This window comes from Pseudoalteromonas sp. SR45-5 (assembly GCF_014163565.1).
Classification (GTDB): Bacteria; Pseudomonadota; Gammaproteobacteria; order Enterobacterales; family Alteromonadaceae; genus Pseudoalteromonas; species Pseudoalteromonas distincta.
In genome coordinates, this window is record NZ_JACJDN010000801.1 from 1 (window position 1) to 1,522 (window position 1,522).

Genomic DNA, 1,522 nt, shown 5'->3' on the forward strand with positions numbered 1-1,522 from the left:
TTATTAAATACACTTTGCTTAAATGACTTAAATAAAGAAGGGCGCTTAGCTGTTTTTTTTGGCATAAAAGCTTATACCGGAACTAAAACGTTTTTTAAAATATCGTTTACTTGAGCCTCACCTGACTCATTATGTAAACCTAATCGATGCTGACACACACTTGAAAATACGGCTTGAACATCTTCTGGCATTACAAAGTCACGGCCATCAATAAAGGCCCACGACCTAGCCGCTTTAGCGAGAGCCATACTGGCACGAGGTGATAACGATGCTGCAAACGCATTGCTTGTGCGTGTGTAATTAACAAGCTCTATAATGTAGTCAATAACCGGGCTACTTAAAGAAATTTGGCTTATCTGAGTTTGAATTGCCGCTAACTCTTGTTGGTTAATACGCTTAGGTAATTGGCTGTAATCTCGTTTTTGCATATTCAAAATTAAGCGTTTTTCGGCTTCTTTAGGTGGAAAACCTAAGCTAATGCGCATTAAAAATCGGTCTAATTGCGACTCAGGTAACGGGTAGGTACCTGATTGGTAAAGCGGGTTTTGTGTTGCAATCACAAAAAATGGATTTGGCAGCGTATATTTTTTTCCATCAACTGTTACTTGTTGCTCTTCCATTGCTTCAAGCAACGCACTTTGTGTTTTGGGCCCTGCGCGGTTTATTTCATCAGCTAAAACAACTTGGCTAAAAATAGGGCCTTTATGAAACGTAAAACTGTGCTCGGTAGAGTTAAATACATTAGTACCCAGAATATCAGCAGGGAGAAGATCACTGGTAAACTGTATACGTTGATACGATAAACCTAACACAGCTGACAATGCATGAGAAAGAGTGGTTTTTCCCATGCCAGGCAAATCTTCAATGAGTAAATGCCCTTCGCTAAATAAGCATGTAAGTGCCAGTTTTATTTGTTGTTGTTTACCAAATATAACACTCGAAAGATCTTCTATAATCGCAGTAACAGTACTATGCATGCTAACCTTATTATTATTCTATTATTTCAAGACGCTTCATTACAGTGTCTACTTTTTTTGTATTAAAAGGTTTTGCAATAAAACCTTTAGCGCCCATTTCCCACGTGTTTTGTACGTTTTCGAGACTATTGTGGCCCGAACACATAACAACATGAGTGTGCGGGTAAGCACTATTAATGTATTCCAATATCTCTGCACCGTTAGAGTCTGGTAAATCTACATCTACAAATATAACGCCTGGCGGTTTATTGTCCATAATAGGTTTGGCAGAGCTAAAATCAGCACTTTCTAATATATCTTCAAACCCTAAGTCAGTTAAAATTTGGTTTAGATAATCACGAATTTCCTTAACGTCATCAATAATGAGGATGGGCTCTAGCGGGCGAACAAATTCCATATGTAGGTTACTTCTATTTTGAATACATCTAAGTGCTTTAATACTAAGCTAACCCCATCATAAGCTCAAGAACGTTACTTAAAAAACACCAATAAATAAACTGTTTATAGGTTTGCCCAACAACGTATTTTTAAATGATTATCTGCTC

The 1,522-nt window shown here is 37.5% G+C and carries 2 protein-coding genes; both read right to left on the reverse strand.

The features are described from left to right. Nucleotides 1-71: 71 nt before the first annotated feature. Nucleotides 72-977 (reverse strand): MoxR family ATPase, encoded by a 906-nt coding sequence (locus H5072_RS19180; protein WP_182694474.1) that lies wholly within the window; start codon nucleotides 975-977, stop codon nucleotides 72-74. Between the two features lie 13 nt (nucleotides 978-990). Further along, entirely contained in the window at nucleotides 991-1,374 is a 384-nt protein-coding gene (locus H5072_RS19185) for a response regulator (RefSeq protein WP_002960883.1), read from the reverse strand. Nucleotides 1,375-1,522 lie beyond the last annotated feature (148 nt).

Excerpts from the sequence above, each read along its gene's own strand:
- H5072_RS19180 (WP_182694474.1), bottom strand. The coding sequence starts at position 977 with ATGCATAGTACTGTTACTGCGATTATAGAAGATCTTTCGAGTGTTATA.
- H5072_RS19185 (WP_002960883.1), bottom strand. The coding sequence starts at position 1,374 with ATGGAATTTGTTCGCCCGCTAGAGCCCATCCTCATTATTGATGACGTT.